The sequence below is a fragment of the Vibrio ponticus genome (assembly GCF_009938225.1).
Lineage (GTDB): Bacteria > Pseudomonadota > Gammaproteobacteria > Enterobacterales > Vibrionaceae > Vibrio > Vibrio ponticus.
Genome location: NZ_AP019657.1, coordinates 1,391,461 through 1,418,298 on the forward strand (window position 1 = coordinate 1,391,461; position 26,838 = coordinate 1,418,298).

Sequence of the window (26,838 nt, forward strand, 5' to 3'; positions counted from 1 at the left end):
GACGACATTTAAAACCGCCTACTCAATTAGGCGGTTTTTGTTTTGTGGTGAATCTGGTTGTTGCTCGGGTGCGGCTAGGCTAAATGCAGGATGTTCATTGAGCGCAAAATATAGCCTTTCAATCGTTGGATATTGGCTAAGATCGACATCAAACCTCAGCGCATTATAAACCTGGGGCACCAAACACACATCCACCAGCGACACCTCTGAACCGACAGAATAAGCACCTGACGTTTGACGTAACTTGTCGTCTAGCGCCGCAAAACCCACCGTTATCCAATGTCGTAACCAATTCAATTCATCTTCTTTATCAAAGTCATACTGATTGATTAAATACTGCTGCACACGCAAGTTGTTAAGTGGATGAATATCAATCGCGATATCTTGCGCCATTTCTTTGACTTGATAACGCTTTTCCCCTTCAAGCGGAGTCAATAAAGGCTGGGGATAATGATCATCTAAGTAATCAATAATGGTTAAAGACTGGCTCACACGATTTGAACCATCCACTAGTACTGGCACTAACTCGTTAGCGTTGATGCGGTGAAATTCTTCGGTGTGTTGCTGACCACCATCTTTCAATAAATCAACTGCGAAGTAGTCGTAACGGATTTGCTTTAGGTTCAGTGCGATTCTTACTCGGTAGGCTGCTGACGAACGCCAATATCCATATAGTCTCATCGTTTCTCCACCACTTTCTGTTGTATAGCACCAAATAAGCTATTACCTTGCTCATCAAGCATTTCAATCTTGATCGTGTCGCCAAAGCGCATAAAAGAGGTGGTCGGCTTACCATCTCGTATCGTTTCAATCATGCGTATTTCAGCAATGCACGAATACCCTACGCCCCCTTCAGTAATAGCGGTACCAAAATCAGTGCCTTGTTTATTGGATACGGTACCTGACCCAATTATAGTCCCTGCAGACAATCTACGAGTCTTCGCTGCATGTTGAATCAGTTTGGCAAAGCTAAATGTCATATCCTGTCCAGCATTTGGATAACCAAAAGGCTGGTGGTTATAACTGCTTCTAAGTGGTAAATGTACTTTGCTATCACGCCAGCTCTCACCTAACTCATCGGGAGTAATTGCCACAGGAGAAAACGACGACGACGGCTTAGATTGATAAAAGCCAAACCCTTTCGCAAGTTCTGCAGGAATTAAGTTTCGCAGCGAAACATCATTGACTAACATCAGTAAACGTACCGATGCGCCAGCTTGCTGTTCAGAGCAGCCCATAGGCACATCATCGGTGATCACGGCAACCTCGGCTTCAAAATCAATCCCCCACTCTTCACTGGCAAATTCAATATCATCGGTTGGTCCTATAAACGTATCTGAGCCGCCTTGGTACATCAAAGGATCGGTCCAAAAACTCTCAGGGATTTCTGCGCCTCGCGCCTTACGCACCAACTCAACATGATTGACATAAGCACTGCCATCTGCCCAGTGAAACGCTCTAGGTAACGGGGATTCACAGTGGCTCGGTTCAAACTCCACGCCTTCGATGACACCTTGATTTAGATCTCGGTACACCGCTTCTAACAGTGGCGCGCAATGTGCCCAGTGGTCGAGAAGATGTTGCATCGTGTTGGCAATAGCAGGCACGGCAATGCAGCGCGTCATTGCTCGGTTCACTACCACTAATAGACCGTCACGAGTTTGGTTTTTTAATGTCGCAAACTTCATATCGCCTCACTTTTTCTCACGCCAGCTATATACATATTCCGCATTCTCTACTTGCTCTGCCTGATTAGAAAATTCCAGTGCATGTCGAGTATCAATCATCACAGCGACTTCATCGGTTTGCTTTTTCTTATGCGCAAGACCAGCCGCAAACGCCTTAGGATGAGGACCGTGTGTAAAACCGACCGGATGAAAGGTCACCATTCCTGCCTCAATATTGTCACGACTGAAAAAATCCCCTTGGTGATAAAACAGCACTTCATCGTAATCATCGTTATTGTGATAAAACGGTACTTTTAGAGCGCCAGGATCGCTCTCGATAGGACGGGGGACAAAAGTACAAACAACAAATCCGTCACCAACAAAGGTGGTGTGTGCTGAAGGTGGCAGATGATATCTGTGTGACATAAGCGGACGAATATCTCGCCAATTCAAGCGCACAACAGAGAGATCGCCGTGCCAACCAATCGCATCCAAAGGATTAAAGGGATAAGTAATCGTGCTCACCTCTCCGTGACGCTTAACTTTTACCTGAGTGGTCGATTCGCTGTACTGCGCTTTAAAAGTATCGTTAATTTCAGGCACGTCGAGGGCGGCTGGATCAAACACCGCATGCTGACCAACGATGCCTTTTTCCGGCAAGTTGTACTCACCATCGGTGTTCTCAATCATCAGAATAAACATCGGTTGATGAGGTTCCAAGCGCCAATTCGTCGAGCGAGGGATCACCACGTAATCCCCAGTCACCAATGTTAAATGCCCGTAGTCACAAAACAGCTCTGCGCTGCCTTGATGAATAAACAGCAACTCATCGCCATCGGCATTACGGGCAAGAAAGTCCATCGATTCTTGCAGACGCCACACTCGAATTTTACAGTCCGCGTTTGAAAGTAAATTAGGGACATCCCAAGGTGAGTTTTGATGGCTGTCACTTACGTGATTGAAGTTAAATGCTCGCGGTCTTAACTTGCCCTGCCAATCACTCCACCCAGTTGGTGCATGACGATGATGAAAGTGACTCGCAGGTCCAAAAAAGCCAGCACGCCCAGCCTCGCGTTCATAGATCCCCTGCTCGGGAAAGTCGGCATGGGCTTGCTTTGAGCATGTACCTTCCCGATGAGGGTAACTGATCCTTCTACGCATCTTTCAGCACCCCTCGCCTAATTTGATCTTCCTCTATCGACTCAAACAGCGCCTTAAAGTTACCCTCACCAAACCCTTGGTTACCTTTACGCTGAATAATTTCGAAGAACACCGGACCTATCACCGTTTGAGTAAATATTTGGAGCAGAATGCCATCTTTTATTGGCGCACCATCAATTAAGATGCGTAACTGCTTTAAAAGATCGAGATCTTCACTATGCCCTTCGACTCGCTGATTGACCTTTTCATAATAGGTATCAGGGGTCGGCATAAACTCCATGCCGCGATCACGCAAGGTTTTTACGGTGTGATAAATGTCATCTGTGCTCATGGCGATATGTTGGATACCCTCGCCGTTGTACTCGCGAATAAACTCTTCAATTTGGGATTTGTCATCAGAAGATTCGTTAATTGGAATTCGGATCTTACCGCAAGGTGCCGTCATTGCGCGGCTGACTAACCCAGTGAGCTTACCTTCAATGTCAAAGTAACGAATCTCTCTAAAGTTGCCGATACGCTCATAAAAACCAGACCAGATATCCATATGCCCTTGTTTAACGTTATGGGTTAAATGATCAATCTCGAGTAATCCAACCGACTGTCTTTCTCTTTGTTGTTGCGCATCAGTGTAAAAACAAAAATCGACATCATAGATGTTTTGCTCACCATAACGATCGACAAAATAGATCAGGCTTTCACCAATGCCGTATATCGCAGGGATTGATAGCTCCATCGGACCAATCTCCGTCACATACTTACTCGCCCCATTAACCAAAGCGTGCTCCATGGCTTTTCCACTATCTTTAACTCGAAATGCCATACCACACACCGAAGGACCATGTTGTTTAGCAAAAGCCTCTGCTTGGCTATGCGGCTGCGCATTAACCACAAAACTGATATCACCTTGTTGATAAAGCCATGCCTGTTTCGAGCGATGTTTTGCCACTTCCGCGAAGCCAAGTGATAGAAACAAATCCTTCAACGCCGTTATGCCTTGCTCGTCTGCTGCGGTGTATTCGACAAACTCAAATCCATCTGTCCCTAGCGGGTTTAAATACTCATCCATAACCTTCCCCTGTCGTAATAGTTAACGCACAAGTGCTGATATAAACATGAGCAATAACAGCCTATAAGGGTAATTTTGCGCTAAAAAAATGCCGTCATTAAAACGGCACTCCGAGTGTAAAATCGGCGACTGCTTTTTATAAATTACTACTAACCAATTCATTAGTAAGCTAAAGCTACAACAACTCAATGTAACAAATATTTTACATTTCAATTTTCACAAAGCGTGTTTGATTTACGTACTACTGCGCAGGGATTAACCAATAAAACGGGCTGATTCGCTTTTAGGAGCGAAACTTGATTTACCGCAGGTTTGAGCTCAAGACTTAGCGGTATGTTAACCGCCTCTGTTCCTACAGTAAGGTATAACAATGACACAAATTAACCGTGAGCGATTAGTGGAGCACTTCTGCGAACTAATCAAAATTGATAGCGAAACTGGCTTTGAAAAAGAGATTGCAGAAACTCTTGCTGAGCAACTTGGTGCAATGGGATTCACTGTTCACAAACTACCAGTGCCAGAGCAGTACACCAACGGCTTCAACGTCTATGCACGTCTAGATGGCAAAATTGAAGATAGCGTCGTACTAAGCTGCCACATGGATACAGTAACGCCAGGTAAAGGCATTGAGCCAGTTATTGAAGACGGTATTATCCGCTCAAAAGGCAACACTATCTTAGGCGGTGATGACAAGTCAGGCATCGCAGCTATCATGGAAGCGGTTCGTTGTATCCAAGCAGAAAACCTTGAACACAAGACTATCGAAATCGCGTTTACTGTTCATGAAGAAGGCGGTCTACACGGCTCAGAACACTTCGATATGAACATGATTCAATCAAACAAAGCGATCGTGCTGGATACCGGTGGTCCTATCGGTACTATCGTTAACTCGGCGCCAGGTCAACAAAAGATCGTTGCAACGATCAAAGGACGCCCTGCACACGCCGGTCTTGCGCCAGAAGAAGGTATCAGCGCAATCAGCGTCGCAGCCGACGCTATTACGCAAATGAAACTGCTGCGTATTGATGAAGAAACCACCGCGAACATCGGTATTGTTGAAGGCGGTAATGCGACTAACATCGTCATGCCAGAGCTAAAAATTGTTGCGGAAGCTCGCTCACTAAACGACGACAAGCTGACTAAGCAAGTAGACCATATGATTGAAACGTTCCAAGCTGCTGCAACGAAACATGGCGCAGAAGTGGAAATTGAATCTACACGTGCCTACAACGCGTTTGTCCTTGCCGATGATCACCCGCACATTGAACAAGTAAAAGCGTCCTTTGCGGCTATCGGCGCAGAACCATTTACTAAGTCAACCGGTGGCGGTAGTGATGCCAACAACTTTAACAAACTTGGTCTGACGACGGTAAACATCTCTACTGGTATGGCTAAAGTGCATACCACGGAAGAGTTCATTGCCATTGATGACATGGTAAAAGTAACAGAGTTTGTTAAGCACTACCTAACACACTAATCTGATTTAAAAGCCTCCAAAAAGCCTGATAAGTTAATCTTTATCAGGCTTTTTTTATTGACCTTCCCCCTAGGGTAAGGATTAAGCTTAATGCTCACACTTGGTTAATTGTCATTTTGAGTTGAATTGGTATCCATATGCACGCGACCTCTTTGCGTACAATTTGGTTAGTCTTGCTTACGTCGATGACGCTTATCGCGTCTAGTATGGCGTCGAGCAAAAGGCTGATGCCAATTCAAATGCTACAAATGAGTCAATCCACCAGCAATCACTGCGATGCTGACATGTTGCCTAATATGGATATGGCAACCATGTCCCATCATCTCGCTGATGGGCAGCAAACCAGCATTAATATGGATTGCTCAAATGGCAACTCAATGCAGCATGAATGCTGCGATACCACTTGTGTCACCGTATTTGCGACTCTCACCGACGATCTGGCGAGCTTTACTCCGTCATTTGATATCCAAACCTATCCTATTGAGCCAACACGCGATACTGTCGCTATCACAAGCTCACTCTACCGCCCACCCAGCGCTTAACTTTCAATTCATACGTTAGACATTTAGCGGTTCCCCTTACCGGCTATTTACTATCAGCCTGATAGCGCCTTGTCGCATCAGTTAGATCGATATTCCAACCGCCCGCTTAGCGATGAGTCGGCAGTTGGTATTTGAAAATGGATTGTAATGTGAAAGCAAAATACAACTTCCTCGCGCTCAGCCTCTGTTTGGCGATTGGCGCACCAGCTTTTGCGCATACAAAACTTGAGTCTCAAGTGGTTCAAGCTGCGCCAAATTCTTCGTTGCTCGAGTCGACATTGACTCTAGAGCAAATTATCGCAATTGCTTTACAGCAAGATGCGAGTCGCGAACAATTATTCGCTCAATCCCAAGCAACCTTGAGTGGTGGCAAAGCGAAAGCCACGTTAATGGATCCCACGGTCAAATTTGGCTTTGGTGGTGTGCCTGTCGATAGTTTTCGTCTCGATCAAGACCCGATGAGTAACATCTCGTTAGGTGTGATGCAGAAGTTCGACCGTGGCGATACCATCGAGTTACAAACATCCCAAGCAGAGCAGCAATCTCAAGCGGTACTGCAACAAGCAAAAGCTCGCGAACATGATGTCATCACGACCGTTACCGCGGTTTGGTTAGAACTAGGCTACAACCAAAAAGCGAAATCGCTACTGCTTCAGCAAGAGAAATGGCTCAAACAATTGATTGATAACCAAGACTCTAACTATGCGCTTGGGATTGGAGAGTCTCAGGACGTGATTGCCGCGCAACTTAAACTCAGCCAGTTGCAACAAAAATTAGTGAGCAACGCACAGGTACAGCAAAAATTAACGGCGCAGCTATCAGAATGGTTAGGCAGCGAATGGCAAGCAAAAAACAGTGGTTTGCAGGCATCGAATCAGCTTGATTGGCATGATTTACAACAGACCTTGGCAGCGCATTCAACCGCACAAACTCGCTACCAACTGCTTATGCGACATCCCCTGATTCAATCGTTAGATTCCTCGCTAGCAAGCGCGCAAACACAAGTTTCCATTGCTGAAGAGGCGTATGCGCCTCAATTTGGTGTCGAGGTGATGTATGCGCATCGTCAAGCCAACAATATGCGCAGCGAGCCAGCTCCTGACATGGTGAGTGCCTATATCACCTTAGATATCCCACTCTATACCGGTAGCAAGCAAGATAAATCGTTAGAAGCAGCTCAATATCAAGTTGGCGCAACAAAGTCGCAGCGTGATGCATGGCTAGCTCGAATGGGAGCGCAATTGACCGGGCTTATTTCTGATAGAGAGCATCTCCAACAGCGCATCTCCCACTATCAAAGCCATTTACTTAAACAGGCAACAGCGCAGCTAGCAGCCGTTGAGCGAGGCTATCAAAATAACAGCGCCAGCTTTGGTGACATTGTCACGTCATCGTTAACTCAAATAACCATTGAGTTGGAGCTTGAGCGCCTGATTACAGACTTCAACCTCACCAATAACCAAATTGCTAACCTAATTGGCGACTATTCATCTACCAGTCTCACCAAAGCAGAGCACCAGGAGAAATAATAATGAAAACAATCAAAGTTGCTACTGTCGCCCTCGTTGTCGGCGCTTCTTTAGGTTTTGCAGCCAATCAGTGGTTTATGCCGAATACCCATAACATGACGAACACAGCATCAGAATCAAGCGCAGCTTCTGATCAGCCTTTGTATTGGGTCGCACCAATGGATCCCAATTACAAACGTGACAAACCCGGTAAATCACCAATGGGGATGGATCTAATCCCAGTTTACGCTGAGGATGTAAATGGCAGCACTCAAGAGGTTGGCACCGTCACCATCTCACCTGCGGTAGAGAATAACCTTGGAGTAAAAACGGCTTTAGTCACCAAACAACCGTTACAACCGATGATTGATGCGGTTGGTTACATCGCCTTTGATGAAAGTACGCTGTGGCAAACCAACGTACGCACCAGCGGCTGGGTTGAAAAGCTCTACGTCAATGCCGTGGGTGAAAAAGTCTCTCGTGATGAAGTGCTGTTTACCTTCTATTCGCCGGATCTCATCAAAGCGCAACAAGAGTTACTTAATGCCAAGCGCACTGGGCGTAAAACACTCATCCAAGGCGCGAAAGAAAGATTGTCATCACTGGGCGTTGACCAACAGCAAATTGAGCAAATCTATCGCTCTGGGCAAACTAAACAGCAAGTCGAGGTTAAAGCAATTGCTGACGGTGTCATTGCGAGTTTGAACATTCGCGAAGGTGCTTACCTGTCCCCTGCTCAAACGGTGATTAGTGCGGGTCCGCTTGGTCATGTCTGGGTTGATGTGGAACTATTCGAACGTCAATCTCATTGGGTTAAAGCCGGCAGCGAAGCAGAGATGAAGCTTGAAGCATTACCCGGCAAAAATTGGCAAGGTCAAGTTGATTACGTCTACCCTATTCTTGATCCTCAAACTCGTACATTACGCGTACGCCTCAAGTTTGATAATCCCAATGGCGAGCTAAAACCTAACATGTTTGCCAATATCAAACTCAAACCCATTAGTGATAGCGCCGTTCTAACCATTCCACGTTCAGCAGTAATTCGTTCTGGCGGTATGACTCGTGTGGTTCTTGCATTGGGTGATGGTCAATTCCGTTCGGCACGCATTGAAGTCGGTCGCGAAGCTGGTGAATCTATTGAAGTCCTACAGGGGCTAACAGAGCAAGACAACATTGTCACCTCTGCGCAATTTATGCTTGATTCAGAATCTAGCCAAAGTGCCGACCTATCACGGATTAATGGTGTTGAAGGGCCAACCGAACGCGCATGGGCATTTGGCACGATTAACGACGTTATGGTCGATCATCGCATGCTGACTATCAACCACCAGCCAGTGCCCGAGTGGAATTGGCCCGGCATGGTAATGAACTTTACTTTAGCCGACGGTGTTGAATTGCATGCATTTAAAGCGGGTGACACGATTGAATTTGAAATGGAAAAAACCGACCAAGGTCAGTATCAAATCACCGAGATTAAACCAGCGGTAGCTGCTGCAAGTGAAATGTGGATAGAGGGTGAAATCACAATGCTGATGGCTGATTTCGGTATGGTCACGCTTTCTCATCAAGCCGTTCCTGAGTGGCAGTGGCAAGCTGGCGAGCAAAACTTTTCTGTTAGCGATAACTTTGAGCTTTCACCTTTTAGTGAAGGAGAAAAAGTCCGGTTTCTAGTCGAAAACCAAGCTGGTGAATGGACTCTCAAGCAAATTGAGACCCTAGGAGGCGAACAATGATTAGCGCGATTATTCGTTGGTCAATCAACAATCGTTTCTTGGTCCTAGTCGCTTCGGTTTTGCTGACGTTAGGCGGTTTATATAGCGTAAAAAACACGCCGGTTGATGCGATCCCCGATCTGTCAGACGTACAAGTGATCATCAAAACCAGCTATCCAGGACAAGCGCCACAAGTGGTTGAAGATCAGATCACCTACCCGCTTACTACCGCGATGCTCGCCGTACCTGGTGCTGAAACTGTACGAGGCTACTCGTTCTTTGGCGACTCCTATGTCTATATTATTTTTAACGATGATACGGATATGTACTGGGCTCGCTCACGAGTATTAGAGTACTTGAGCCAAGTTGCGCCGAATCTACCTGCACAAGCGAAACCCACTCTAGGACCTGATGCGACCGGTGTTGGCTGGATCTACAGTTATGTCTTACAAGACAAAACGGGTCAACATGACTTAGCCGAGCTGCGAAGCTTACAAGATTGGTTCTTGAAATATGAACTGCAAACCGTTGCGGGCGTATCAGAGGTTGCGACGGTTGGCGGCATGGTCAAACAGTATCAAGTTCAAATTGATCCTGCCAAACTGCGTGCGTACAACCTAACTCTGCAACAAATCAATGCGGCGATTAACAACGGCAACCAAGAGACTGGTGCCTCAGTGATTGAAGTGGCTGAAGCGGAACATATGGTACGCACCTCAGGTTATCTAACCAGCATTGAAGATCTGCGTGCTCTACCGTTAAAAGTCACAAAGAATGGCACACCATTGCTACTTGGTGACGTGGCTGAGATTAATCTTGGACCACAAATGCGTCGCGGCATCTCAGAGTTTAATGGCGAAGGTGAAGCTGTAGGCGGTGTTATCGTGATGCGCTTTGGCGAGAACGCAAGCCAAGTGATTGATAACGTCAAAGTTAAACTCGCTGAACTCCAGCGCGGTTTGCCGGAAGGCGTAGAGATCGTCGCGACATATGATCGCTCGACTCTAATTGACTCAGCCGTCGATAACCTGTGGCAAAAGCTCGCAGAAGAGTTCCTCGTTGTGGCGATCGTTTGTGCTCTGTTTCTCTTCCACATCCGTTCATCCCTAGTCATCGCCATCAGCCTGCCGATTGGTATTTTATCCGCGTTTATCGTCATGCACTGGCAAGGCATTAACGCCAATATCATGTCTCTAGGTGGCATCGCGATTGCCATTGGTGCGATGGTCGATGGTGCTATTGTGATGATAGAGAATGTGCATAAGCACATCGAACGGACACCACTCAATGACGAAAATCGCTGGCAGGTGATTGGTAAAGCGGCAGAAGAAGTCGGCGCGCCTCTATTTTTCTCACTGCTTATCATCACGTTAAGCTTCGTTCCCGTGTTTGCACTAGAGGGACAAGAAGGCAAGATGTTCTCGCCGCTGGCTTTCACTAAGACCTACGCCATGGCAGCGGCAGCAGGACTCGCGATTACGCTGGTCCCGGTATTAATGGGCTATTTCGTGCGAGGTAAAATACTCCCTGAACACAAAAACCCGATTAATAAAGGGCTAGTCGCACTTTACCGTCCATTATTAAACTTAAGTCTTCGTTACCCAAAAAGCATGATTGTTTTTGCTTTGGTTCTTTTAGCGTCGTCTTACTACCCGCTCAAACAACTCGGTAGCGAGTTTATTCCTCCTTTGGACGAAGGGGATCTCATGTATATGCCAACCACCTACCCGGGCATTTCGATTGGTAAAGCACGTGAGTTACTGCAACAAACCAATAAGCTGATCAAAACCGTACCGGAAGTCGAAACGGTGTGGGGCAAAATTGGACGAGCAGAAACCGCCACCGACCCTGCTCCACTGACAATGATTGAAACCACAATTCAATTAAAGCCACGTGACCAATGGCGTGAGGGCGTCACTACCGAGTCATTGCGCAAAGAATTTGATCAACTGGTGCAATTCCCAGGGCTAACTAACGCATGGGTCATGCCCATCAAAACCCGTATCGATATGTTAGCAACGGGGATCAAAACCCCAATTGGTATCAAAATTTCCGGACCAGACCTCAAGCAGATTGAGAAGATTGGCGCACAAATAGAACCCATTTTGAGCCCTATTAGCGGGACTACATCGGTTTACGCTGAGCGTGTAGCCGGTGGACGTTATGTCACCATCGACATTAAACGTCGCCAAGCCGCACGTTATGGTCTCAGCATCAAAGACATTCAACAAGTGATTGCCACAGCCGTTGGCGGTATGAAAGTTGGCGAAACCGTCGAAGGTTTAGAGCGTTACCCGATTAACGTTCGCTATCCGCAAGACTACCGCGATTCAGTGGTGAAATTACAAAACCTGCCACTGGTAACGCCGAACGGAGCGCGTATTGCCCTCGCGGATGTTGCTGATGTCCGCTATGAAGACGGTCCACCAATGATCAAAACTGAAAACGCGCGTCCTAACGGTTGGGTGTTCGTTGATATTGAAGGACGAGATCTAGGTTCGTATGTGGTTGAAGCACAGCAAGCTGTCGCCGAGCAATTGCAACTACCTGCCGGCTACTCACTCACATGGTCTGGTCAGTATGAGTATATGGAACGTGCCAAGCAGCGCCTATCCGTTGTGGTGCCTATTACCCTCGCGATCATTGTTCTATTGCTGTATATGAGTTTCCGCCGCGTTGGCGAAGTAATGATCATCATGTCTACCCTGCCTCTTGCGATGGTTGGTGGTCTTTGGTTGATGTATGGACTGAAATTTAACTTCTCGATAGCGGTTGGTGTTGGCTTTATTGCCCTTGCCGGTGTCGCGGTAGAAATCGGGGTGATTATGTTGGTTTATCTCAACCAAGCATGGGAGCAGCATAAGCAAGATGCCCATAATAACCAGCAAGTACTCTCCAATCGCGAACTTGATGATGCCATTAGTCAAGGTGCAGGATTACGCGTAAGACCCGTGATGATGACGGTTAGCACGGTAATCATTGGTCTAATCCCAATCATGTATGGTCACGGCACCGGCTCCGAGGTGATGCAACGTATCGCAGCACCAATGATTGGCGGAATGGCGTCTGCACTGCTGCTGACGTTACTCGTGCTACCCGCGATTTTTAAACTATGGAAATTGCATGAGCTCAAGAGCCTCAATGCAACAACTATCAAATCAGAAACTACTCATCTGACCACTCACAAACTTGAAAAGGAAATTTAGACAATGACAAAAGCACTGATGATTACTCTAAGCTTGGTTTCAAGCATGGCTTTCGCGGCGAATGATATGAACCATAACAATATGGACCATGGCAACATGGAACACGGGAAAATGGATCATAGCAAAATGGACCACAGCATGATGAATATGTCTGGTATGTCTGCTGTCGGCATGCCAGCCAAAGGGGCAAAAGCCGACAAGGTAGTGCACGTTATCTTAAGCGATGACAAACCAATTCAATTTAAGAAGCAGGTCGATATCAAGCCCAATGATGTGGTGCAATTTGTGGTTATGAATACCGGTAGTAAGGCGCATGAATTTGCCATCGGCTCAGAGGCTGAACTGGCAAAACACAGTAAAATGATGCAGCAAATGGCGGGGATGGAGCACGATACGAATAGCTCAATCATCGTCGAAGCTAAGAAAGCGCGCCAGTTTACTTGGCATTTCCATGGCGACAATCAAGTGAGCATAGATTGTAATATCAAAGGTCATGATCAACATGGTCAGTCGCTAACACTCAATCTCTAAACTCTCGTACTCAATAACGAACAACACCGCCCAAGTACAGTGGGCGGTGTTTGTTCAAACTAATCGGTAAACGTACTTTGTGACGTAGCTTACTGGTAACAGTTATCGCGCAACGCGACTCTAAAGCCAGTTTCAGTAATACCATTTGGACAAGCAAGTTCTTGCTGACTATCTTCATCCTCTGGGCGAATCGCAAACAACGCTAAAACGTCTTGTTTGAACGTATCATTAACACGATAAAACGCTTGCTGATGATGCACACGAATCGTGCCATCGGCATGTCTTAAAAACACCTGATTGTCAGCCCCCACCTCACCACTGCCTTCGCGAATTTGTAAGCAATAGCCTATTGCATTAGTAAACCCATCACCACAACTACTATAAGCTGTGACAAGCAAATCATACTGCTCAATACCTTGTAGCGATAAATCAATTTTCTCTCGGTTTTCCATCACAGCGAGATATAACTCTCTAGTATCCATCTTCACTCCTGAAATAGAGACACTTTGAATTATTCTGAAGTTTCATTCACTTTAGAACTAAAAATGCATCGTACTGTATAAAATAGTGATGAACTAGATACTTAATGACACCATTAACTCAAAAGTCATATCAGAAACTCTAATTTACGAGTGAATTCGAAAATCAGTCTCCTCGTTAATGAGGTTTACAACAACAAGCGCTACGACAAATAATTAATGACACAAATAATAAACGAACTTATATTTTCCACGGCGGATTGAGACGATTCTCGCCCGCCCAGTATAACTTTATTTTATTCCCTGACGGGTCACTTAATATCGCCTCTCGCCATAGGTAAGGTTGATCTATTGGTTCTTGATCAAACTCGATACCTTTACCTTTAAGCGCCATTACTAACTCATCGAGTCTTTCATGTTCAAAATAAACGACGGATCTGCACTCAATCGCTTTCTTTGCTGGATCTAAATAAACAGAAAATGTGGCATGGCCATCGGGAAAAGCAAAGCGAGCATAATGGTCATCTTCAACAATATGATTCAGCCCAAGAGTTTTGTAAAACGTTACCGCTTCTTTGATGTTATCTACAGCCACGATAACTTGATTCATATTCATAAGATTCCATTCCTTAACTAATATACGAATTATTTGATTACTTACCAATATAAGTATCACCGTGGGACAAGCATAAAACCTCAACTTAAATTGAGGTCAAGCCATAAGCATTAAGTAAATGAAATTATCGTCCAATACGTAGCGTATGTGCGAGGAAGGACACATCCACACCTGAAAGCGACATCAAAGTGTGGATGAGCAATAGGAATACAGAAAAGTGCTAAGGACACGTCGTAAACTAATGCCAGAATTAATCAAGATTCGCTTGTAGCACCGTTCCTTTTAGTGTGTTGGAGAGTTCAATAATTGACTTTACGCCCAGCTTTGTGAACACCCTACGCTTAAACGTACTGACGGTTTTTTGGCTTATTCCTAGCTCATAAGCTATGTACTTATTGGTAAAGCCTGCGAGTAAAAGCTTAGCGACATGTGACTCACGTTCAGATAACTTCTCTTCCAGCGAAATCGGATGACGACTTTGACTCTGACCGATGTATTGCACGATATCCCGTACAGTCTGAGCAATAGTCTCAGACTTAGTAATATAGTTTGGAAAATCACTCAGCGAATCGAGTTCTAACATTGAGACTAGATACAAGCACTCTACGCGCTGTTTAATGTTAGAAAAAGCGATGTGTTGCTCCTCACTGAGTGTGCTTAAACAATCTTGCTCAAAAACAACCAAAGAAACCGGCAAATCACGAATCACATTGCGTACTTCATCTAGTCTTGACGCGAAACAAAAACTATATTGTGTCAACTCTTGCTCTAACAGACGCACTGTCGCTTTGCCACGAGTGGTATCGTTGTCGTAAATCAATACCACTTTTTGTGCATCCTTGTTGTCATCGTCATTGTGACTTAGGGCGACCTGATAAAGTGGTAAAAGCTCAGATATCGCCATAGGTCGACCAGTGTAGTATCCCTGACATGTATCGACACCCAAGCCTTTCAGATATTCCCATGTAACCAGATCTTCTACACCTTCAGCAACACAATGCAAACCCAGCGATTGTGCAAGGCGTAACACTGACATCGTCAACTGTTGATGCTTGTAATCATCTTTCACTCTGGCAATAAATTTACGGTCGATTTTTATCTCAGAGAATGGCAAATCGATTAATTGTTCCAATGAAGCATAACCAGTACCAAAATCGTCGATCGAAAAACTCACTCCTCTCACTTTTAGGCGAGCAATGTTCGCCAAAGCTCTATGCGATGGATTACATGCTTGCTCTTCTGTCAGTTCCAGAGTTAATAAAGAAAGCGGATAATTATTTTCGTTACAGATCTGTGTAGTAATTTCGAAGAGATCTTCTTCAAGCAAAACTTGGGCGATGTTTAGCGATAATCGCAGCGGATGCTCTAACACCGCGAGTGCTGCTGTAGACTTTTTTAACATCACCACATAGAGTTCTCTCATCAAACCGAGTGCAGAAACCTGCGGCAAAAACGACGCCGGTGACAATACACCTAAGTCAGCATGTTCAATGCGTGCGAGCGCCTCTACGCCGATAAGCTGTCCTGTTCTAAAACTAAATTGTGGTTGATAGACGCTAAACACAGATTGCTCGGAAACTAGACTACGAATTTCTGCTGCACTTAAATCAATGGCTATTGTTTCATGCTTCTTAGCTCGAACGTTGAGAAAGGTCTCCAGCGGTTGTAACACTTGCTTAAGTTCCTCAACAGCATATGGCTTACTTAGTGTGTTGACGTAGTCATATCCTAATTGGTTACACATTCCTTGAGTCAAACGCAAAACAGCGTCTTCAACCACACTAACAATAACAACTGCACGTGCGACATCAGCATTTAAATGTTCAGCAAGTAGCGTAATACCATCAACATCTGGTAAATGAATGTCGCAGAACACTAGGTCAAAGCTATTTTCATTGATCGCCAGCTTTAAACCTACTAAGTTGCCAGCAATACTGACATCAGTATGACCTAACTCTCTTAGTTGGATTTTCAAGTTTAAAGCTTGAACCGGGTCATCTTCAATTATGAGTACTTTCATTTATGCGTTGCCAACTGTTCTATATATTTCCGTGCCTCAACTAAGATATTCTCAAGACACTCTATTAACGTGATTTTAAGTCGTCTGTCGTGCGGCGATTCACTCAATTTCTCGCACAGTTCAACGACCACAGAAATTGATAGCGCACCCGCGGCTCCTTTCAGCCTGTGGGTGATCGCGCCAATATCACCATGTTCATCATTTAACTGTTCCACAGCCAAACTCATCGAGTCAATAACCGCCTGTGCCATAAGCATTCTATCTTGTTCAGAAAACTTACCGAGTAATGTATTGTCAGCATGTTCGTCAACCAGTGGCACATGCTTTAAATCCAAACTATGCGGCAATACAGCGTTGAGAACTTTATATAGGTCATTAAGCTCGTAAGGCTTATATAAAATACTCTCTATGCCCTCTCTCGCCGCTTTAGTGGTAATAAGTTCGGAGTTATCCGCAGTAAACGCAATGACCGGTATCGTCGCAAAATCACTATCAATATTTCGCACCGCCCGAGTTAACTCAAAACCATTCATGCCTGGCATATGACAATCCGTTAATAGAACATCAAATTTGATGCCGCTGTCTCTAATGAGCGAGAGCGCCTCATCTCCCTGATCAACAATCACGGCTTCCACACCAATCGTGTCCAGCTGTAATTTGACTAAAAAGCGATTAATTGGGTCGTCTTCAACCACCAACACCTTTCCTTGTAAAGGAGCAAAGGGCTCAGAATCATCCAACCCTTCTCCAACCATTGCTTCTTGCGTCAGTAACTTAATGACATCGTCTGGATAGACATTTCGCTTATCGTTATAAGTTGGTATTTCTACCACTCTACTATTATCAACATCAAAGGCTCTCAGCCAGTTGCTCATCGTTTCTGAACTTGATACCAACTCACCGCTAGCGATAGGAAACGCATAGCCCGTTGACGCTATCGGTAACTGGATATGAACACTGGTACCAATATCTTTGGCTGACTTAATTTCTATCGTTCCTTGCATCAAATCGACCAGGTTTTTAACGATAGACATCCCCAACCCAGTTCCACCATATTTTCTGGCGATATTGTCTTGAGCTTGAACGAACGGATCAAAAATATGCTCAAGTTCTTGAGGCTCCATGCCAATACCTGAGTCTTTAATCTCCAATACGAGTTGTTCTGGAGTAACCCGTAATTTAACGACGATAGAGCCGTATTCTGTAAACTTGACCGCATTTGAAAGCACATTCGACACAATCTGTGAAAAGCGAAGAAAATCTACATCACTAATTATGTAAGCCGTGGGAATCCAATTTAGATGAAACCCCACCCCTTTACGGGTCGCAAGTGACTCAAAACTTTTCAGAATAGGACTCAGCTCTAATGCCAAGTTGTGCTTGTCTCTATTAATACTCAACTGCTGGGCATCTAATTTAGAGAAGTCGAGAATATCATCGACTAACAATTTGAGCTTACTGGTTGATGCTGCCGCATTGTTCAAGATCTGTTGCCCTAGATCATCCGAGATGCGCTGCTCTAACATTTCCATTAAACCTAAAATGCCGGAAATTGGCGTTCGTAATTCATGGCTAATGACAGCAAGAAAGTTGGTTTTCTGTTGAATGGACGCTTCAGCTTTTTTATTCGCTTTGATGAGCTTCTGTTCTTTCTCTTTTAACTCTGTAATATCAGTTAATACCGTCATGTACAAAGAAACATTACCGACATAATGCGTCACTTGGTTATTAACTACATGAAAGTATTTACCACTCAAAGGATGGGTGTTATCCAGGATATGTAAATGCTTAGAATAGTCTTTACGTAGCTCAACATGAGCACTGTCCATAATAAACTCTAGCAGTTCATTTTCATTCAATTGACCAATACTACGACAGAGTCTTCTAAAGCTCCGATTTGATAATTCCACAGTTCCTGATTCATCACGGATACAAACATAATTAGGAATATTATCAATAATGTCGACTAACCAACGTCGATGTACTTCTGAGAGCTCAGATTTCTTGTGGGCGCCGTCCACCTGTTTACGCATTCGCGAAACAAACACATAGACACCAATCGAAGAAAACAGAAAAGTTAGTAATAGAACAAAAAATATGTAATTAACTGTCTCTTCGCGATATCCGTAACGATACTCCACCTTATCATAAGTGGACCATAAACTATCCAATTCACGCTTAGAGAGCATCGTAAATGCTTCTTGTAATAACTCTTGTAACTTCAGGTCATCTTTCCTGATCAACATGTAAGCTTTGGTGTTGAAGTTGTATTTACCCATTACCGAGCTAATTTGAAATGGTACTTCATTGTCACTTCTTAAAATACTGTCAACTAAATACTTATTAATGTAAGCGTGTGAGACATCGCCATCCGCTAACGCTTGCAATAGATTGTCTGTATTTTGGAAAAAACGGAAACCATTTGGTACTTTGTCTTTTGGCGTATAGTTAAAGCGATCAAGTAATGCATATTGCTCTTGATCGCTATCTTTTAGGGATTTTAGCAGTACATACTTTACATCAATATTACTTCTAATGGCTTGCATCGTTGTGGAATCATACTCTGACTGCTTAGCAATCGGAATAAAGTCCACGACACCTTCAGACAACATGTTTTTTAAATCAGCACCTTGCGATGGAATATATTCAAATTCTAACGGTGTCATCGCTTCTATACGTTCAATAACATCATGAATATAACCAGAAACCTTAGCTGACTCATTAATATATGAATAAGGAAACAGATCCTCATCGACTGTATATCTAACTAAAATTTTTCTCTGATCACGATTAAACCACCTTGTATATAGGTTTTTCGGATAATAATAATCTCGATAAAAATCTTCAAATACATTGAGTGACTCTTTAAATGACAGGTTATTGATCAATGAATCTAATTTGTCGCGCAACACTACGTTGTTTTTATTTAAGATCACATGAGAATCGTAATCATCAAAGCGATGATCAAAATAGAGATGCTGATTCTCAATGGAATTGTTGGCGAAGTAATTTAGAAATGATGAATAAAATCCAATAATAGCATCCGCTTTTCCTTGACTCAGATACTCATAAAAATTGTCATAGTCATCGACTTCAATCACGTTGTTAAAGTTGTTTTCTTTGAGTATCGAGCATAAAGACATGCCTTTAAGGCATGCCCAGCGAAGTTGGTTTGGCTCTACGTGGTTTCGGTGTTCAGGCGAGATCCAGCCCGCTACCGCCTCTTTGTAAATGGGTTCACTAAAGATAAAGTCCCGTTCTCTCTGATCGGTTTTCAGATAACCGATAGCAAGATCAACTTCACCTGACTTAATCGCATTTTTTACATCGGCGATGGTCGGAAAAGCCAGATACGCTATCTCAACTTGCAGCTGTGATGCGATAAGTAGGCCGATATCGTGCGCTAAACCTTGAGGTAAAACCACACTTCCAGTCCAATATGGTGGATAAGGTGTTGTTGTTACGCCAATTTTTATGACCGGCTTTACGGATAGAGCTTGATTGCCATTAGCGTATGTTTGGGTGGCAATAGCAGCTAACAAACACAAAAGGAGTGAACGTAAGAAGTTCAAGATTGGTATATCTCTTATAGGGTGGTAAGAACAAACAAACAAACGTTCAAATATTGAACGGCGGCGGATTATAACTAAAGTTCTCGCACACTGACAAAGTAATTATTTTATTCAATATTATTAGTTACTTAATATTACAGACTGTAAAAAAAGTCGCTCTTCTTCACTTAGTATTTCAGCTTGAGGGCTTTGCTTCTTAGCTATAAATTGACTCACCTGAGTAACTTGTTGATGATTCAACAATTTTAATGACTCTAGAAGCTGTAGAAATTCATCTTGTGACATTATAAATTTACTCAATATGATAATGCCTTCCATGACTGGCTTTAAACTAGCGCGTTTACAATACTCCCTTACGCGTTTTACCTAGTGCGATGATATTTGTTTACCTTCGCTATAGAGAAAATTACACCCTAAGTTATGAAAATCAGCAATATCAGACAATTCCTACATGACTTACATCGCACAAACATTAAAAATTAACACTTTAAAATCATTAACTTGCAACTATGAAACTGTTGTTCGAAGACTCAATTAACGTTACTTGACTTTACATGGCGAAAACAATTGTTGATAGATGATTTTTACCATCTATGATGCAGAAAAAACAATTACAATAACAAAAATACGTATGTCTAGCTTAAAAGTCATCTATTCAAAAAATAGCATTCATGTAAGCAATGAATCCGTTTTTGCCAAATTCGAACCGGTGTTTCAAGGGATCTACAATAGCAACTCGAATAACGTAAGCTACTATGAGGTCTCGCTGCAACTTAGCCATCAATCTGGCGAAGAGTTCGGTAATACCGATGCATTTGAGTTTATTGATGAAACAACACTTAAGTTGATGACTTTGTCACTACTTAGGTTTGTTGATGCAAAGTCACTCTCTACTCCTGTTGTCATCAACACACCACTTTCATCTTTATGTGATGCCGAGTTTGTAGAAAAATTGCTGGAATTTGCGTATCTAGATTATGCTATCTCGGTCTCAGAGATTAATGCTCAGATTAATCAAATCACGCTGAAAAAATCAATCGCCAGTCTAAAGCATGCTGGAATCAAGTTATGGCTCAATCACTATCATCCAGAATCTTCATGCCATAACAGCACGCTTGGCGTCGTACCTTGGGATGCGATTAAAGTCGGACGAGATTTAACCAAACAATTGGCAATTCAGCACGGCATGCTGCAATCGCTGCACTTTGCCTTACTTCCATTTGTTAGTCATTCGATCATTTTTGATGGCATTGACAATGCGTCTGTCGCGGAACAAATTCGCCCGTTAAACACGATGATTCAAGGCGTTTATTGCCAATACCCAATCACTTGGTCTGAACTTATTAATACTAAACAAGAAAAAGATAATGAAGCAGTTAAACACCCGCTTAATTACCCAGTATCAGCAAACCACCGCTACCATTCAGAAATCTTGGTTTAACTTAAGAAATCATATTATCTCGACCAATTCACATGGTGTGATTGCTTACAATCAAAATCTTATCCTGTTTAATCCAGGGGATTTTATTTTTATTCCGAAACAGACTGAAGTTCGCATTGCTATTCATTTACCTCAAGCAAATGCTCTAGAAGTTACAATGTGGCGATTCGTCTCGCGTCTGATGGAATCGAACCAGCGCCTACATGCTTATCTGGTTGCAAGGCAGCAAGTACAAAACGCTCCGATTGGTTTAAAAAGTAAAGAATACATTCTTGAAGCTTTGGAAAATGATCTCGATGCACATGTGCGCTACCAATCAAAAGACTCACAAAATCGGCTTTCGATTCAAGAACGATTGTTGCTCCTAATAAGAGAGGACTTACGTCATCAGTGGAGTGTCGAAGAGGTATGCAAACGACTTTATCTATCTCGTTCGAAACTGTTTCGTCAATTAAAAGCCGATAACCTTACTTTTACTGAAATCCTCAATATAGAAAAACTCGAAGCAGCCAAACATATGCTTTCGAGTACCGCTATGTCTGTCGATCAGATTTCGTATCAATGTGGCTTTAGCAGTCAATCATACTTTGGCAAAAAGTTTCGCCGTCGATTTGGTGTTTCTCCTAGCAAATTTCGCAAGTCTTGATGAGGCTATTTGGCGAAATTGTGGCTATCTTTGGTACTTTTTTCTCTATCATCTGAATGGGATTGAAACCGCATTTAATCATGATTAGATTCGAAATGTTTCTAACCCATTCTCAACCATGATGAATCAGTCTGTAATCTTTGTCTCAATCAGTTGTCTTGTTTTTTGTTTGGTTTTAGGGGCGACTGTCAGTCAAAATCTCACAGTGACTCTTTTATCATTTGCCCCACTCTCACTACTACTGTTTTGGTTATTGCCGAAAACATTAAAACAAAAACGTCAACAGCAGCATCAACATGCTTTACTGCCAAAAATCGTTGAATGCTTTCCTGGAATGGTTACAGTCATCGACGCCAAGCAACAAGTGGTGATCAGCAACCATTTGTTTGACCAATGCTTTGATCGTTGTGCCGCCAACGGCTGTTTGAGCGCGCCGCAATCATGCCCGCTACTGACAATATTATTTGATGTTGAGAATGATAGCCAAGACGCAACATTTTCAATTGAAAAGCCGCAATGTCCGCTAAACAAACGTCACTACCAAGTTCACCACCACCGGTTATTCGACCAAGATGAGTTGCTGTCATACCAACTGTTTATGTTCACCGACTGCACGCAACTCAAAGAACAGGAAGTACAATTACACAACTCCAACCAACAGGCACGAAATGCACTTAAAGCCCGTGACAATTTTCTCGCCACCATCAGTCATGAACTGCGAACGCCGCTTTCAGCAATTATTGGGCTGCTAGAGCTATTAAAACCTGACTTAGTGAGTGACACCAACCGCGAGCTTTTCAGTAGTGCTCAAGCATCAGCAAGTCGACTAAATTTACTAGTGAGTGACGTTTTAGATTTGTCTAAGATTGAAGCGAATCAAATGCATTTAGACATTGTCGAAAGCAATATTTTCTATGAGCTTTCACCACCACTGAAAACATTTGAAGCACTAGCAATGAGCAAGGGGCTGGAGTTTGTGGTTAATTGGCACCCGTCCATTAATGCAATAGCAAAACTCGACTGGCTGCGTGTTATTCAGATACTGAATAACCTACTTAGCAATGCGATTAAATTCACTGAGTTCGGCTCCGTTGTGGTCGCTGTTCGTCATGATTCAAATCAATTGTCAATCACAGTGCGAGATTCCGGTTGTGGGATGAGTCATGAACAGATGCTCAATATCTACCAACCTTTCACTCAAGCAGACGCTACTATTTCAAGAAAATTTGGCGGTACTGGTTTGGGTCTATCGATCGTCAAAAATCTACTTGAACTAATGGATGGCGACATCGAGTTAGAAAGCACTCCAGGTATAGGTTCACTGATAAAGATCACCATTCCGGCTCAGTTTAAACCGTTAATTCTACCTAATTACGATGTTTCATTTACCACTAGCAAGAACTACTTCCTCAATCAATGGTTGAAGGCATTTAATTTGATATCAGACTCATCCGTTACAGGTGAGAGTTTAACTATCGCTACCAATGAAAAAAATCTATATCCAGATTCGATACTAACGAACTTGTACCAGTCCTCGACTATGCCAGCAATACCCGGTCAATTTGTTGCACCATCCTGCCAGGCATGCTTTGTTCTGGTCGCTGATGATGACCCTATAAATTGCTTGCTGTTCAAAAAACAACTCAACAAATTGGGTATAGAGCATCACTGTGTGAGTGATGGTAACGATGCTTATCTGTACCTAGTTGAGCACAAATCCAGTGTGAGTTTATTGATAACAGATTGTCACATGCCAATCATGAATGGCTACGATCTGACCGCGACCTTGCGTCAAAACGCCGATTTTGCCGATTTGCCGATTATTGGATGTACCGCAGAAGATTCGCGCATTGCGGCAGATCGAGCTAAATCCTCGGGCATGAATGATGTGCTTTACAAACCCTATACCCTAGAGTCTTTATCCCAAATGATTACGCTCTACTGTTGCACCAAAACGAGCGTGCAAAACCCTAGGCAGCCCGACTCACGAACTTTAGTTACAAGTGCAAAAAGAGTGGACTCAATGTGCACTTGTACACCGTAACGAAATAACCCGAACGCTTAATGTACAAAGAATAACGAAGATACCACTATGCAAAACCCGTTCAACGTTCTTAGTGTATTGGTGATAGACGATGCCCCACCCATCCTATCGACGATTAAACAAATGCTGCTTAAATTTGGCGTACTAGAGAATAACCTCGTCACGACCAAGTCACCTAAGGCGGCACTAGTACATGGTTCAATCCGCTCGTTTGACTTAATTATCTGTGACTACAATCTCGGGACTACATTAAACGGAAAACAGCTATTTGAAGAGTTTATCCATTATGGGTATCTGCGCTGCGATGCGGTTTTCATGCTTATCAGTGGGGATCGTTCCTCTTCCACGATACGTCCGATCATTGAGCTCAAACCTGACGAATATATCCTTAAGCCTTTTACTTCCCAGTTATTAAAAGAGCGATCGCTCGCGGCTTTAAAACGCAAAAAAGCTCTAGCGCAGCTTTATAAAGCAGAACGCGAACTAGATCCAAAGTTCGGGCTCGAGCTTTGTGGTGAACTGCTGCCTTTTCATCGCGAATATTATTTTGAAATTGAACAGTTCAGAGGCTCATTTCAATCTATGCTTGCGATGCACCATGAAGCCAAAGCTACTTATGAGTCGCTTGCCAAACAAACGAAAAGCGATTGGGCACAACTCGGTGTGGCAAATTCACTCGCAAATTTAGGTGATGTAGAACAGGCGAATCAGATAGTCGATCATTTGCTGGATAAATCACCCAACAATACCTGTGTCCGTACCGAGGCAGCTAAGGTCAGTTTAATAAACCATAAAATACCGACCGCCATTGCACATTTAGAGGTAGCGAGCCAACTAACACCTGGCAACTCCGAACGCGAGTTGGTAATTGTTAACTTATGTATTGCTGTTGGTGAATATCAACAGGCTCTCGAGCACTTTAACGCTTACATGGAGATCAATAAAAACACCTATCGAGCCAACGTCTTTACCCAAATTAACTTTGTCCGCGTCATGTTATATAGCTATTGTGAATCATTCACAAACGCTCAGTTGCTTGCCGATATCAAACGCCATATCCATCAGCTAGTAAAAAATAGACAAGAACAAAACAGAGACGAAATTGAGCTGCTGTTGGCGCATTATGCTTACGCTTCCGGTAACTTTCGCTTTGCAATAACCTGTTTAAAAAAGCTAGTGGCAGAATCTAGCATTAATCACTTCTATGCTGCTTATCAATTAGCTTGGATACTTGATCGTTTAGAAATGGAGGAGCTCTTTACTCAAGCGATTGAAGACTGTAATACTTCTCTTAAAATCGAATATAGCCAATTGCTGTTTACCAGTAAAATCACCATGCTCAATAAACTTTGCCACAGTAATAAAGTTAAAAACAAACGCTTGATTTCACAGCATCAACGCCTGAAAACAGACAATATAGAGTTAAGTGAGCAGCTTGCGATCTGTTTGGAGATCCTCGAACAAAACCCACTACTTAAACATGTGTGTATTCGGGCAGTAAAACTGCTTAATGTCGCCTGGCCAATGCATCTTGGCGGTTTACAGGTGCGACGGATACTACAAAAATATGACCACACGATCCGCCAACTGTTTGCTTCGCAAGATCTGCTGAACATGGATTACGACCAACATTATGCCAGTGCGCTGAAACGCTGCGATGAAAGAACCTAACTAAAGACTAATGCCCTCGTTAGTGCTTAGTATCTAAGCTGGTGGCACTAATTTAACAGATCGCTCTCGGATTCGATGAAGTGTCATTGTTTTTATATAGATACCCATTGATTTGTAGTACAGCCCATGCAATTTCAGCAACAACAAACAGCCATATCATTGGAGTAACACCGTAGCCGAAAAGATAAACTAACATTAGCAACGCAATAACTACACGAGTAGCTGTGTCATACCAAGCATATAAGGCGATTGGATTCGCAACTCTTATCACTGCCCAAACACAAATGTTTTCACATTAAAGATTGAGCAAACTCTCTCATATGGCGTGCGTTATCAGCAGTCTCTTTATCACCGCAAGCGGTACCAAAATACTTAATCTCTGGCGATGAATAAATCGGTAGTGACTTTTCGGCGTAGGTCATTACTGTACCAGCATCCTGACATAATGATCCTCTCGCATAAGGCTTGATGTATTTGTGATGCTCTGGCAGCAACTGGCCTTTTAACCAATGTAATGGCTCATCATTGTGCCAAGCCCACGCTAAATGCCCTAACTCATGCTCAAGGATATGAAGCTCAGCATCCGAAGCAAGCAAGGCAAAACTTTGGCTAAAATTGCCATGAGCTTCTCCAGACCAACCGCTTTGAACAAATGGATGCTCATCGTCTAAGACAAGCACATAATAGCTACCGATTGTTTGTATCGGTTGAATTTTTTCTGATTCAAGCTCAACTAATTGGCGGTGCAATTGACCAATTTCATCGATATCAGCAAAAACTTTAGGGTCAATGAGATTAACACTCGCCAATACACGTTTCATCGGCACACAAGAATTGGCAAGTACCTGATTGGAATAATCGATAAACTCTTCCAGTCGTTCCACGCCGATTGAATTTCCCTTAAAGAAATGTATTGGTGTTTCGACTGTTTGATCTATTTGACAAGTCGGTAACGATAGCTCTTCACCGCTTCTTTTGCCGATAACAAACAGAGCAATGACGCTTAATAAAGAAAAAGCGACTAATATTCTTTGTTTCATAAATCCCTTTATCCAAACAAAAGTTCAACGCAAGTGCGCCAAGAGTCACTGATATTCTCAGTTAGTATCTATATCTATCCCAAGTTCTTTGCGTTTTACTTTACTCAAACCTGCTGCCACTATTTGATATGATTCCGTCAAATAATATTTCAAATCGTCGTCTAAGCGTCCCGACGCATCGACTTGTTGAATCCATTTCATGCCACGATTAGCAAAATAAGGCGCGGGGATATAGCCTTCCAGATCATGTAAAAAATCATAATTACGACTAGAGGTTTTAAACGTAAAAGCTGGTTTTTTATCCTTACTCCACCCGCCAATCGCAAATACCTTCCCGCCTACTTTCCATACATGGGAGTTGCCCCACTGCATTACATAGGTAGTCGCAGGAAGCTTGCTGCAAAAATCATTAAACTGTTCGTAATTCATAACCACTTAA

The 26,838-nt window shown here is 43.3% G+C and carries 20 protein-coding genes; 10 read left to right on the forward strand and 10 right to left on the reverse strand.

The genetic code is table 11. The features are described 5' to 3' along the window. Positions 1–18: 18 nt before the first annotated feature. The 4 genes from maiA to hppD are packed head-to-tail and all read right to left on the reverse strand — an operon-like array spanning position 19 to position 3,894. Positions 19–681, reverse strand: a complete 663-nt coding sequence (gene maiA / locus GZN30_RS06135) for a maleylacetoacetate isomerase (RefSeq protein ID WP_075649559.1) — start codon at positions 679–681, stop codon at positions 19–21. Then, a complete protein-coding gene (locus GZN30_RS06140) occupies positions 678–1,688 on the reverse strand; it encodes a fumarylacetoacetate hydrolase family protein (protein ID WP_075649560.1) in 1,011 nt (336 codons plus the stop codon). Before GZN30_RS06140 ends, maiA begins: the two co-directional genes overlap by 4 nt. 6 nt (positions 1,689–1,694) lie before the next feature. After that, on the reverse strand, positions 1,695–2,828 hold the full coding sequence (locus GZN30_RS06145; protein WP_075649561.1) for a homogentisate 1,2-dioxygenase: 1,134 nt from the start codon (positions 2,826–2,828) through the stop codon (positions 1,695–1,697). Next, on the reverse strand, positions 2,821–3,894 hold the full coding sequence (gene hppD, locus GZN30_RS06150; protein WP_075649562.1) for a 4-hydroxyphenylpyruvate dioxygenase: 1,074 nt from the start codon (positions 3,892–3,894) through the stop codon (positions 2,821–2,823). The genes GZN30_RS06145 and hppD overlap by 8 nt, the downstream gene beginning before the upstream one ends. A gap of 370 nt (positions 3,895–4,264) precedes the next feature. Between hppD and GZN30_RS06155 the strand changes: the two genes are divergently transcribed. The 6 genes from GZN30_RS06155 to copI all read left to right on the forward strand — a co-directional run bounded on the left by GZN30_RS06155 (position 4,265) and on the right by copI (position 12,870). Next, positions 4,265–5,371, forward strand: a complete 1,107-nt coding sequence (locus GZN30_RS06155; protein ID WP_075649563.1) for a M20/M25/M40 family metallo-hydrolase — start codon at positions 4,265–4,267, stop codon at positions 5,369–5,371. Between the two features lie 137 nt (positions 5,372–5,508). Further along, the gene (locus tag GZN30_RS06160; RefSeq protein WP_075649564.1) at positions 5,509–5,913 is read left to right on the forward strand and encodes a hypothetical protein; all 405 of its coding nucleotides are present in this window, start codon (positions 5,509–5,511) and stop codon (positions 5,911–5,913) included. Positions 5,914–6,062: 149 nt separating this feature from the next. Beyond that, entirely contained in the window at positions 6,063–7,442 is a 1,380-nt protein-coding gene (locus GZN30_RS06165) for a TolC family protein (RefSeq protein ID WP_232060465.1), read from the forward strand. 2 nt (positions 7,443–7,444) lie between these two features. Further along, entirely contained in the window at positions 7,445–9,154 is a 1,710-nt protein-coding gene (locus GZN30_RS06170; RefSeq protein ID WP_075649566.1) for an efflux RND transporter periplasmic adaptor subunit, read from the forward strand. Beyond that, positions 9,151–12,339, forward strand: coding sequence for an efflux RND transporter permease subunit (locus GZN30_RS06175; RefSeq protein ID WP_075649567.1), 3,189 nt, complete (start codon positions 9,151–9,153; stop codon positions 12,337–12,339). The genes GZN30_RS06170 and GZN30_RS06175 overlap by 4 nt, the downstream gene beginning before the upstream one ends. Before the next feature lie 3 nt (positions 12,340–12,342). After that, positions 12,343–12,870, forward strand: coding sequence for a copper-resistant cuproprotein CopI (gene copI, locus GZN30_RS06180; protein WP_075649568.1), 528 nt, complete (start codon positions 12,343–12,345; stop codon positions 12,868–12,870). Between the two features lie 89 nt (positions 12,871–12,959). Here the strand turns inward: copI and GZN30_RS06185 are convergent, their stop codons facing one another. The 4 genes from GZN30_RS06185 to GZN30_RS06200 form a co-directional block, all read right to left on the reverse strand. Further along, positions 12,960–13,352, reverse strand: a complete 393-nt coding sequence (locus tag GZN30_RS06185) for a hypothetical protein (protein ID WP_075649569.1) — start codon at positions 13,350–13,352, stop codon at positions 12,960–12,962. 238 nt (positions 13,353–13,590) lie between these two features. Beyond that, on the reverse strand, positions 13,591–13,965 hold the full coding sequence (locus GZN30_RS06190; RefSeq protein WP_075649570.1) for a VOC family protein: 375 nt from the start codon (positions 13,963–13,965) through the stop codon (positions 13,591–13,593). A gap of 250 nt (positions 13,966–14,215) precedes the next feature. Then, positions 14,216–15,985, reverse strand: coding sequence for an EAL domain-containing protein (locus GZN30_RS06195; RefSeq protein WP_075649571.1), 1,770 nt, complete (start codon positions 15,983–15,985; stop codon positions 14,216–14,218). Next, positions 15,982–19,557: an ATP-binding protein gene (locus GZN30_RS06200; RefSeq protein ID WP_161987037.1), complete on the reverse strand. Its 3,576-nt coding sequence runs from the start codon at positions 19,555–19,557 to the stop codon at positions 15,982–15,984. The genes GZN30_RS06195 and GZN30_RS06200 overlap by 4 nt, the downstream gene beginning before the upstream one ends. 631 nt (positions 19,558–20,188) lie before the next feature. On the opposite strand from GZN30_RS06200, the gene GZN30_RS06205 reads away from it, so the two are divergent. The 4 genes from GZN30_RS06205 to GZN30_RS06220 all read left to right on the forward strand — a co-directional run bounded on the left by GZN30_RS06205 (position 20,189) and on the right by GZN30_RS06220 (position 25,359). After that, entirely contained in the window at positions 20,189–20,998 is an 810-nt protein-coding gene (locus GZN30_RS06205) for an EAL domain-containing protein (RefSeq protein ID WP_075649621.1), read from the forward strand. Beyond that, positions 20,925–21,644 (forward strand): helix-turn-helix transcriptional regulator, encoded by a 720-nt coding sequence (locus GZN30_RS06210; RefSeq protein WP_083627171.1) that lies wholly within the window; start codon positions 20,925–20,927, stop codon positions 21,642–21,644. The genes GZN30_RS06205 and GZN30_RS06210 overlap by 74 nt, the downstream gene beginning before the upstream one ends. Before the next feature lie 205 nt (positions 21,645–21,849). Further along, positions 21,850–23,688, forward strand: coding sequence for an ATP-binding response regulator (locus GZN30_RS06215; RefSeq protein ID WP_161987038.1), 1,839 nt, complete (start codon positions 21,850–21,852; stop codon positions 23,686–23,688). A gap of 48 nt (positions 23,689–23,736) precedes the next feature. After that, positions 23,737–25,359, forward strand: a complete 1,623-nt coding sequence (locus tag GZN30_RS06220; protein WP_075649624.1) for a response regulator — start codon at positions 23,737–23,739, stop codon at positions 25,357–25,359. 290 nt (positions 25,360–25,649) lie between these two features. Here the strand turns inward: GZN30_RS06220 and GZN30_RS06225 are convergent, their stop codons facing one another. Together GZN30_RS06225 and GZN30_RS06230 are read right to left on the reverse strand one after the other, a co-directional pair. Then, positions 25,650–26,399, reverse strand: coding sequence for a hypothetical protein (locus GZN30_RS06225; protein WP_075649625.1), 750 nt, complete (start codon positions 26,397–26,399; stop codon positions 25,650–25,652). Between the two features lie 57 nt (positions 26,400–26,456). Continuing rightward, on the reverse strand, positions 26,457–26,828 hold the full coding sequence (locus GZN30_RS06230) for an MmcQ/YjbR family DNA-binding protein (protein ID WP_075649626.1): 372 nt from the start codon (positions 26,826–26,828) through the stop codon (positions 26,457–26,459). Positions 26,829–26,838: the final 10 nt, after the last annotated feature.

Coding starts and splice junctions, on each gene's coding strand:
- maiA (WP_075649559.1), bottom strand. CDS start 681: ATGAGACTATATGGATATTGGCGTTCGTCAGCAGCCTACCGAGTAAGA.
- GZN30_RS06140 (WP_075649560.1), bottom strand. CDS start 1,688: ATGAAGTTTGCGACATTAAAAAACCAAACTCGTGACGGTCTATTAGTG.
- GZN30_RS06145 (WP_075649561.1), bottom strand. CDS start 2,828: ATGCGTAGAAGGATCAGTTACCCTCATCGGGAAGGTACATGCTCAAAG.
- hppD (WP_075649562.1), bottom strand. CDS start 3,894: ATGGATGAGTATTTAAACCCGCTAGGGACAGATGGATTTGAGTTTGTC.
- GZN30_RS06155 (WP_075649563.1), top strand. CDS start 4,265: ATGACACAAATTAACCGTGAGCGATTAGTGGAGCACTTCTGCGAACTA.
- GZN30_RS06160 (WP_075649564.1), top strand. CDS start 5,509: ATGCACGCGACCTCTTTGCGTACAATTTGGTTAGTCTTGCTTACGTCG.
- GZN30_RS06170 (WP_075649566.1), top strand. CDS start 7,445: ATGAAAACAATCAAAGTTGCTACTGTCGCCCTCGTTGTCGGCGCTTCT.
- GZN30_RS06175 (WP_075649567.1), top strand. CDS start 9,151: ATGATTAGCGCGATTATTCGTTGGTCAATCAACAATCGTTTCTTGGTC.
- copI (WP_075649568.1), top strand. CDS start 12,343: ATGACAAAAGCACTGATGATTACTCTAAGCTTGGTTTCAAGCATGGCT.
- GZN30_RS06185 (WP_075649569.1), bottom strand. CDS start 13,352: ATGGATACTAGAGAGTTATATCTCGCTGTGATGGAAAACCGAGAGAAA.
- GZN30_RS06190 (WP_075649570.1), bottom strand. CDS start 13,965: ATGAATATGAATCAAGTTATCGTGGCTGTAGATAACATCAAAGAAGCG.
- GZN30_RS06195 (WP_075649571.1), bottom strand. CDS start 15,985: ATGAAAGTACTCATAATTGAAGATGACCCGGTTCAAGCTTTAAACTTG.
- GZN30_RS06205 (WP_075649621.1), top strand. CDS start 20,189: ATGTCTAGCTTAAAAGTCATCTATTCAAAAAATAGCATTCATGTAAGC.
- GZN30_RS06210 (WP_083627171.1), top strand. CDS start 20,925: ATGAAGCAGTTAAACACCCGCTTAATTACCCAGTATCAGCAAACCACC.
- GZN30_RS06220 (WP_075649624.1), top strand. CDS start 23,737: ATGCAAAACCCGTTCAACGTTCTTAGTGTATTGGTGATAGACGATGCC.
- GZN30_RS06225 (WP_075649625.1), bottom strand. CDS start 26,399: ATGAAACAAAGAATATTAGTCGCTTTTTCTTTATTAAGCGTCATTGCT.
- GZN30_RS06230 (WP_075649626.1), bottom strand. CDS start 26,828: ATGAATTACGAACAGTTTAATGATTTTTGCAGCAAGCTTCCTGCGACT.